The 9,669-nt window shown below is 31.4% G+C and carries 8 protein-coding genes; 1 reads left to right on the top strand and 7 read right to left on the bottom strand.

Annotated features, from left to right (window positions below):
• Window positions 1-28 precede the first annotated feature (28 nt).
• The 6 genes from ABNK64_RS06715 to ABNK64_RS06740 form a co-directional block, all read right to left on the bottom strand.
• Complete coding sequence (locus tag ABNK64_RS06715; protein ID WP_291256771.1) at window positions 29-1,360, bottom strand: MATE family efflux transporter; 1,332 nt, start codon at window positions 1,358-1,360, stop codon at window positions 29-31.
• 342 nt (window positions 1,361-1,702) lie between these two features.
• Window positions 1,703-3,523, bottom strand: coding sequence for an oligoendopeptidase F (pepF, locus tag ABNK64_RS06720; protein ID WP_300341651.1), 1,821 nt, complete (start codon window positions 3,521-3,523; stop codon window positions 1,703-1,705).
• Window positions 3,524-3,544: 21 nt separating this feature from the next.
• On the bottom strand, window positions 3,545-4,810 hold the full coding sequence (locus tag ABNK64_RS06725) for a uracil-xanthine permease family protein (RefSeq protein WP_300341652.1): 1,266 nt from the start codon (window positions 4,808-4,810) through the stop codon (window positions 3,545-3,547).
• A gap of 27 nt (window positions 4,811-4,837) precedes the next feature.
• On the bottom strand, window positions 4,838-5,215 hold the full coding sequence (locus tag ABNK64_RS06730) for a thioesterase family protein (protein WP_349763885.1): 378 nt from the start codon (window positions 5,213-5,215) through the stop codon (window positions 4,838-4,840).
• 32 nt (window positions 5,216-5,247) lie between these two features.
• On the bottom strand, window positions 5,248-5,877 hold the full coding sequence (locus tag ABNK64_RS06735; RefSeq protein ID WP_349763886.1) for a thiamine diphosphokinase: 630 nt from the start codon (window positions 5,875-5,877) through the stop codon (window positions 5,248-5,250).
• Window positions 5,878-5,886: 9 nt separating this feature from the next.
• Entirely contained in the window at window positions 5,887-6,708 is an 822-nt protein-coding gene (locus tag ABNK64_RS06740) for an endonuclease/exonuclease/phosphatase family protein (RefSeq protein WP_456878710.1), read from the bottom strand.
• A gap of 137 nt (window positions 6,709-6,845) precedes the next feature.
• On the opposite strand from ABNK64_RS06740, the gene ABNK64_RS06745 reads away from it, so the two are divergent.
• Window positions 6,846-7,577, top strand: a complete 732-nt coding sequence (locus tag ABNK64_RS06745; protein ID WP_349763887.1) for an HAD family hydrolase — start codon at window positions 6,846-6,848, stop codon at window positions 7,575-7,577.
• Between the two features lie 52 nt (window positions 7,578-7,629).
• Here ABNK64_RS06745 and feoB read toward each other — a convergent pair.
• The coding region (gene feoB / locus ABNK64_RS06750; RefSeq protein ID WP_349763888.1) for a ferrous iron transport protein B at window positions 7,630-9,669 on the bottom strand (2,040 nt) is incomplete at its 5' end.

A 9,669-nucleotide genomic window follows, 5' to 3' on the forward strand; every position in this document is an offset into this window, starting at 1 on the left:
AAAAAATTGCAACTGCTCCTTTAAATTACTATTTTCTTGTAACTGTATACCTCATCATAAATTTCTTTAAAAATGGATAAGTCAGTACTGCAGTTATAAAATCTGCAAAAGGTAGTGCCAACCAGATCCCATTAATTCCTAAAACTCTTGGTAATATCATCAAAGCTATAAATACAAAAAGAAAGCTTCTTGACATACAAATTATATTTGAGATAGAAGGACTTTCAACTGCTTGTAGATAAGCTATATTTACAAAGTTGAAACCTAAAAATGAAAGTGCTATTGAATACAGAATAAATCCCTTTGCTGATTCAATTATAAGTGGTACATCACTTGTGAAAACACTTACAACATTTTTAGAGTATATAAATATCAAAGCTAATGAAACTACTGATGTTATAAAACATACCTTATGAGCAAAAACAAACATCTTTCTCACTCTCTTAAACTTCTTAACTCCAAAGTTATAACTCACTATTGGTTGTATCCCCTGTGATAATCCAGTAAATAACATTCTAAAAAACATAAAACTATAAGATATAATTCCATAGGCTGCTGTTCCAAAAACACCAGCTTTCTCCATAAAGGCTATATTCAACAGAACTGTAATCACCGCCACAGCAAACTCCAATATAAATGAAGGAAAGCCTATTGATAGCAATCTTTTTATCAATCTAAAATCTAATATTTTCCAATTCATCTTAAATCTAAAAGTTGAACCTATGAAGTGTCTACATAGATAGAGTGCTGATATTATCTGACTTATCGCAGTAGCTACTGCTCCTCCAACAATACCTAAATGAAACTGAAAAATAAATATATAATCTAGTACAATATTCAGAGCAGCTCCAATAAACATAGAGATCATAGCTCTTCTCGGGGCATTATCATTTCTTACCACTGCATTAAGTGACATTGACAACATCAAGAAAAACGTTGAAATGGTACAAGGATACATATATCCCTTTATCATTGGCATCAACTGATCATTAGCTCCCAATGTTTTCATCAGTGGTTCAGTAAATACAAATATTGCAATTGCAACTATTGCATACACTATGATATTCAACAAAATAATATGGGAAAAACATTTATTCTGATACTCAATATCATTCTTTTTAAATGCTATAAGAGTTGCTCCCCCTATTCCAAACATCAAACTCAATGCTACAGTAAAATTTATTACAGGATAACCTATATTTACTGCTGCTACCCCATCACTTCCTACTCCTCTTGTGATAAATATACCATCAGCTATATTGTATAGAGATACAACTAGCATACTTAAAGTTGACGGTATTGCAAAAGTAAAAAATAATTTAGATATACTCTCTTTTCCAAGATTCAAATTTTTGCTCACTTTTCACCTTCCCAAAATTAATTAACTTATACTGATAACAAAACTATGAAAATACCAACTTAATCATTGAAATAATATATTATTTCAATATTATTTTTATATCTTAAATCGTCTTATAATAACATTTTTTTCTATTCAAGTCAATGATATTCCTAAGTATTTTTCACTTAATTTTTAATAAAAAATAAGACCTCTATCCCCTACTCTCAAACCCTTATTTTATAAGGCGTCAAGCTAGGTACAGAGATCTTTTTTATTATCACTATTTTATATCTATCACAGGAAATCTATTAGGTAATTTTATCCCCGCTTTTTTTAAAATTCTCTATTAATTCATATACCTTAGTTTCCTAATTTATGTAACTCTTTTTCTAAAATATCAAGAAGTCTATCAAACTCTAAAGCCACCGCTGAAAAACTCTCCTCTTTTTCTAAATCCACACCAGCTTTTTTCAACTGTGTCATTGGATGATCATTTCCTCCTGATTTAAGAAGTGTTAAGTAATCCTCTTTAGCTTTTTCTCTTGTGCTCTCATCATACTTTTTATTAGTTATTCTATCATATAGATTTGCTGATGATGCAAAACTTGTAGCATACTGATATACATAATAAGGAGAGTTAAAGAAATGAGGGATTCTTGCCCAGATTATTTTTTGTAACTCATCAATTGTCACTGTATCTCCAAAGTACTCTTTAAATAGGTTTTCCATTATTCCACTTAAAACATCTGGAGTAATAGCCTTTCCCTCTTCCACTAATCTATGTGCCTGTGCCTCATAGTTAGCAAATAAAGTTTGAATATAGAAAGTTCCAACTATATTTCCTAATGCTTGCTCTATTAAAGCGATCTTCTCTATTGGATCTTCTGATTTTTCTATCATATAATCCAATAACAATCTTTCGTTGAAAGTAGAAGCAACCTCTGCTACAAATATTGTATAGTTGTGAAGTGCATAAGGTTGATTTTCATTTGAAAGCATAGTATGAAGTGTGTGCCCCAATTCATGAGCTAATGTAAATACATCATCTAAAGTAGATTGATAGTTTAATAGCATATATGGATGGACATCATAAACACCTATTGAGTAAGCTCCACTTCTCTTATTTTCAGTTTCAAAAACATCTATCCAACCTTCACTTATGGCTTTATTCATCTTTTCAGAATAATCTTCTCCCAATGGAGCTACTGAGCTGTATACCATCTCTTTTGCCAAATCGTAGTCAAACTTTTTGTCATAATCAACAATGTTTATACTGTTGTCATAATAGTGATACTCTTTTAATTTTAAAGCTCTCTTTCTTAAGTTTACATATCTTTGTAAAGGTGCATTGTTCTTTATAGCTGACTTTAGTAAAGTATTAAATACATCTACTGGAACATTTTTAGGCTCTAATGCTTTTTCTAAAGATGAACCATAGTTTCTTCCCTTAGATGAAGCTACATCTCTTTGAAGTAAGGCTCTATAAATAGCTCCATATGTATTTTTATTGTTTTCAAAAGCACTATATAGTGCTTCAAAAGCTTTTTTTCTATCCTCTTGATTTCTATTTGTTCCTAAAACTTTTGAGTATACACCATTTGTCACTGGTCCTTCATAACCATCTGAAAGTTTAACCTCATTCCATTTCATATCTGAGATAGAAAGCTCTGCATATATATCATGAGGAGCTCCCATATATTGTCCATAATATGACAACAATCTCTCCTTACTCTCATCTAATACATGCCCTTGTAATCTATAGATCTCCATAAGTCCAAATTTACGATCTTTTAATTCTATATTTTCAGCTATCCACTTCTCCATTGTTTCTTTAGGAATTTCCAATATCTCTGGAGTAATCCAAGCTGCATTTACAGCATATCCTGTATATAGAGCTTGAATCTCTTGTAATTTTACTGAAGATGTTTCATCTTTAGAGTTTAGATCTTTTAACATATAAGCATAAACATATAGTTTATCCAGTACTCTCTCTATCTTCTCCTCAAGTTCAGCCAACTCAATAAAATCCTTACAACTATTTTTTATCTTTCCTTTATAATTTGGAATTTTATCCATCAATGATCTTAAAGTCTCTAACTCCTGATCCCAATCATTCCAATCAGAGTAAAAATCTGTCATATTCCATTTATATCTATCTGCTATCTCATCTCTTTTTACCATAGTGTCCTCCTTATGTATCTCTTAATCTAGTGTCTTTAATTTTATCTCTCTATCTCTTGGAAGAACTTTATTTAATAATACTCCTGAAAATGCAGCTAATGCCAATCCAGATACTGATACAGTCTCCCATATTACAATATTATCTACAGCTATTCCAAGTACAAATATTATTGAAGCAATTATTAGATTTCTTGAGTTAGAAAAATCTAATCTTGCCTCTACCACTGTTCTCACTCCAACTGATGCTATCATTCCAAAAAGAATTACTGATACACCACCCATTACTGGTAGTGGGATTGTTTGAAGTAGTATTCCAAATTTACCTATAAATCCTAGAGCAATAGCATAACAAGCTGCTATTCTAAGAATTGCTGGATCATATACCTTAGTTACTGCCAATACTCCAGTATTCTCACCATAAGTTGTATTAGCTGGTCCTCCTAGACATCCAGCTACTATTGTTGCAAGTCCATCACCTAAAAGTGTTCTATGTATTCCTGGATTTTTAAAGAAATCCTTTCCTACAACAGCACCATTAGTAGTTATATCCCCTATATGTTCAATAAACACAACTAAAGCTATTGGAGCTATTGCTATTATTCCAGTTAATGACATAACTGGCATTGTGAATAGATCTTTTGTAGCCTCTGGTGAAAGTCCTATCCATTTTGCTTGAGAAACCACTCCAAAATCAACCATTCCTAAAAAAGTTGCAACTATATAACCTACTATTACAGCTATTAGAATAGGAATTAATCTCAAGAATGATTTTTTCATCATAGTTATTGATACCATAGTTAAAATTACACAAACAGCTACTATTAAGCTTTTTGTATCAAACTTTCCATTTGTATAACCAGCCATTGACAATGCAGTTGGACTCATTCTAAGCCCTATTAACATTATTATTGGTCCTGTTACAATCGGTGGGAAAAATGATTTTATTCTCTCTACTCCAAATGTTTTTACTAAATATGACATCAATACATATATAAGTCCCGCTGCAATTACTCCACCTTTTATAGAACCTATACCCTCATTTTTTAAAACTAAAGTTAACGCTCCTATAAAGGCAAAAGATGACCCTAAAAAAACAGGTACTATTCCCTTTGTACAAAGGTGAAATATTAACGTTCCCGCTCCTGCTGAAATCAGTGCTATCGACGGATTTAACCCTGTTAAAAAAGGAACTAATACAGTTGCTCCAAACATTGCAAGTACGTGCTGTATTCCAAGTATAAACCTTGTATTCCCTACTATTTTTTCATTTTTTTCTTCTAATTGCATTTTAATAAATCTCCTCCAACTCTCTCTCTATTTTTTTAATTTCGCTAAAAACTTCTCTTCATTTATAATGAATCTACTATGCTCTCCCTCTCCTACAAGAGTCTCTCCATGTAATACTTGCACTGAAAAATCCAATCTTTTTCCATCAATCTTCTCTAAAGTAGCAGTACAAACTACCTCATCACCTACAAGATTAGCCTTCATATGCTTTATATTTACAGAGATACCAACTGTTGTCTCTCCTTCACCTAACTCTTTTTGTGCAAGATTAAATGCTGTATTCTCCATAAAAGCTATCAACATTGGTGTTGAAAAAACTTCTAAAGCTCCAGAAGCCACTTTAGCTGCTGTCTCGCTTTCGTTTACTACCTTTTGTTGTGTTAGAGTCATTCCTTCTTTCAACATAATTTTCCTCCTATATTAAAATTTATTTAAAACTATTTAACTAATATACCTAATAACTTTCCCTTTTCAAATGAGATCTCACATCTATCTTCCTCTATGATATTACTCATACATATGCTATCCCCTCTATGAAGAGTATACTTGTCTAGTGGATATTTAACTCCTTTTAGTGTCAAGCCCTCCACCTTTTCAGAGAAAGGAACAAAAGATATAGTTTTTCCCTTTTGAAATAGAATAACCTTATCCTTTTCTATCTCAAAAATCTCCTCTTGCTCTGTTATAAAACTCAAATTTTTAAATTTAAATATCAAGTTTAAATTTGTTAGCTCATGGTCTTTTCGGCCACCCAATCCACCTATAATAACTATTTTATCATACTCTTTCTCTGTTACATATTGTAACACAAGTTCTCCATCAGTAAAATCTTTTTCCTTTGGAAATCTTTTTATTCCAACTCCTACCTCTTCATATTTTTGCAGTATCTCTTCTGATACAGAGTCCAAATCCCCCCAAATTTCTCTGGGAAAAACACCTAACTTCTCTAGAAGGTTAGCTCCTCCATCGGCACAATAAATATCTCCCTCTTCTCCTTCTAAAAGTGTTAAATAAAACTCTTTACTTCCCAAAAGCTCTCCATTAAAAAATACGTATGCTCTTCTCATCTTCTCCCTCTAGTCATCATCAAATTCAGTATTTACAACTATAAAAATTGGTAAATGATCTGAGATTTTTTCCTTCATAAGTTTATATTTTTTCTTTGTAAAATCCAATGCTCCACTCTTTCCATCAAACTCCTGAGTATAAATTTTTGATAAAAACATATTATCATAGGAGTTTGCTAGTTTTTCTTTACCTATTGTAGTCTTTATTTTTGGAGAAACTGTATAAATTATTTCATCATTATGCTTAACTATGTTCTCAAAAGCTTCATCTTGAGCACTTAGATTAAAATCTCCAGCTATGATAATATCGTTCTCGCTCTCATCTAAATTTTGAAAATAGTCATAAACTTTATCCATTTTAAAGGCTTCCGCTCTTCTCTGTGACTCCTTTTTTCCAAAAATTGTATGAACCATAATCATAGTAAAATCAAAATTATCTATTTTGAAGTCTGCTCCATATGGTGGTCTTTCAAACTCATCTTTCTCATCTGGATAAAATCCTCTCTCCTGTAAAAAATTTACCCTCTCTTTTTTCCATACATATGCATAATACTCTTTATAACTATGCCTTCCAACTGAATAAGGAGATATGTGGTATTCCCATTTTTCACCACTCTCTTTTTCCAACTCTTTTACTAATTTTTCTAATCCCTCAACACTCATAACTTCAACAAGTCCAACTATATCAAAGTTTTTGAGTACATTGCTCAACAGCTTGTAATCTTTTTGACTTTTTCCTAATCTCAAAGTATTAAAAGAAGCTATATATGCCTCTTGAGCAAAAAGAGAAAAGGATAATAACAAATATAAAATAACTCTTTTTATCCCCACTATTTTTACCTCCTCTCTAGTTTTATTCAATATTATATCATTTTTTAGAAAAATTACTAAGTAAGAATTTGACTTTTTTTATTTTTTCAACTATAATTTTTCTAATATAGAATTAAATTATTTAAGGGAGGTATCATATGATTGCAGCTTTTTTTGATATTGATGGAACTATTTTTAGAAACTCTCTTTTAACTGAACATTTTAAAAAATTGATTAAATATGATTTGTTAGATTTTAGAGAATATGATAGAAGAGTTAAAGAGGCGTTTAAACTTTGGGATGAGAGGGTTGGAAACTACGATAGTTATCTTGAAGATCTTACAGGTACATATGTTGATGCTATAAAAGGTCTTCCAATAAAATATAACGATTTTGTAGCTGATAAAGTGGTAGAATTGAAAGGAAACAAGGTATATACCTATACTAGAGAGATGATCAAGTGGCACAAATCACAGGGACACCTTGTAATCTTCATCTCTGGTAGTCCTGATTTTTTAGTGTCTAGAATGGCTAAAAAATGGAATGCAGATGATTTTTGTGGTTCTACTTATCACACTTGTGAAAATGGAACTTTTACTGGAGAGATCTCTCCAATGTGGGATTCAAAAAATAAATTAAAGTCTATCCATATGTTTTGTGAAAAATATAATATCGACTTAGATAAAAGTTTTGCCTATGGAGATACCCATGGAGATATAACTATGTTGGAACTAGTTGGTCATCCTAAGGCTATCAATCCTAGTTTAGAGTTATTAACTAATATCAAAAACACACCTAGTTTAAAGGATAAAACAGAGATCATAATTGAAAGAAAAGATGTCATATACTCTGTTAATTCTGATGTTAAAGTTTTAAATAACAACTTATAATAGAAAAATAGTGATCTTAGCTCTTGAACTTTGATCACTATTTTTTAATGTTTTAAATTAGATATTTTCCTATTTGGAATATTAAAGTTGAAGCTACATATGGAACAACTAGCATAATTCCAACTACTTTCCATAAATATTTCCAACCAAACTCCTGCTTAATAGCTCCTAATGTTGTTACACAAGGAACAACTAAAAGAATAAATGCCATAAATGAGTAAGCTCTTACTGGTGCTAATTTATCATCAGGCCAAAGATTAAATGTAGCTTTTATTATTCCTCTTCCCTCTTCTTCTATCTCCTCTGGTGTTGGCATCTTAAATCTTGCCATATCTAAACTCACTATTCCTACTACTGATTTTTTTACTGCTACTCCCAACTTTTTTACTTGGAAAACTAAATCTTGAACAATTGTTGTCTCCTCTACCTCTTCAGTGACAACTTCCTCATCACTCTCCAATGGTAATGCTTGTGATAAAAATCCTACTACTACCTCTTTAGCTACCATACTTGGAATGATTGCTGCTACTGTTTCCCATCTATCTCCAAATCCTGTAGGCTTCATCACTGGAGCAAAAGTATGTCCAAATTTAGCTATATATGATGTGTTTGAATCTCCATTATTTGGGAAATATGTCAAAGTCCATAAAATCATCATAATTCCTAAAATTATACTTCCAGCTCTCTTTATATATGCTGAAACTCTTGTCCAAGTAGATGTTAATACAGTTTTTAAACTAGGTACTCTGTATGGTGGTAACTCTATTAATAGTGCTTTATTTTCTGATTTAAATCCTTTTACATTCTTTAGGAATAATCCAACTAAAACTGCTACAAAAATTCCTAAGAAATATAGAGAAGCTACTATTATTCCAGCCTTCTGTCCAAAAAATGCTGCTGTAAATAAACCATAAACTGGTAATCTAGCTGAACATGACATGAAAGGTGTCATTGCTGCAGTAAGCTTCTTTGAGCTCTCATCTTCCATTGTTCTCGTAGCATAAATAGCTGGTACTGTACAACCAAATCCTATTATCATTGGTACAAAAGATTTTCCATTCAATCCCATCTTTCTCATCAATTTGTCCATTAAGAAAGCAACCCTTGACATATATCCGCTCTCTTCTAAAATTGATAAAAAGAAGTATAGGAAAGCCATCATTGGAGTAAATACTAAAATTCCTCCTACTCCCCCCAAGATTCCATCTATAATCAATGAATGTAGCCAATCAGGTGTTCCCTCTACTAGTATTTCTAAGTATTTTCCAATAAAATTAGAACAAAATCTTCCTACCCACTTAACAAATGGAGCACTTCCACTGAATACGAAATCCATTCCACCAAACATAATTAAGAAAAATAGTGGTAATCCCAAAATTTTATTTAATATTATTTTATCCACTTTATCAGTAAAATCTAGTCTTGATTTTATTGATGTTGTAAATGTTTTTGCTAAAACTCCATTAACTGCTCCATATCTTTGCTCAGCTAATATAGTCTCACTATCATTGTCATACTTATCTTCTAATTTTAATATTCTCTCTTCGAATTTTCCAGTTACATCTATATTGAATTTTGTTTTTAGCTTTTCCATTAAATGACTATCTCTCTCTATTAGCTTTATAGCTATATACTCAGCTGAATATACTTTTAAAGCTTCTGAGTAGCTCTTATCTTCTTTTATCTCTTTTACAATCTCTTTTACTAGAGCAGTTGTTCCATCATCAAATGGTAGTGAAAACTCTATATCTTTCTTCTTCTTAGCTATTTCTAGAGCTTTGTCCATCAAATCTGTTATTCCTGTTTTCTTTAGAGCTGAAACAGGTACAGCCTTTACTTCCATAAAGTTTTCAAATTGATCTAGATCCAATTTGTATTTTAACTTATCAAACTCATCATATAGGTTTAACGCCATAACTGTTGGCTTATCTAACTCTTTTATTAAATAAGTTAAATATAGGTTTCTCTCTAAGTTTGTTGAATCTACAACGTTGATTACTACATCTGGATTCTCGTCTAGGATAAAGTCTCTTGTTATCTTCTCCTCTAGTGAGTATGGACTTAAACTATATACTCCTGGTAAGTCAACTAG

It is taken from the genome of Fusobacterium sp. SYSU M8D902 (genome assembly GCF_040199715.1).
In the GTDB taxonomy this organism is placed as follows: Bacteria; Fusobacteriota; Fusobacteriia; order Fusobacteriales; family Fusobacteriaceae; genus Fusobacterium_A.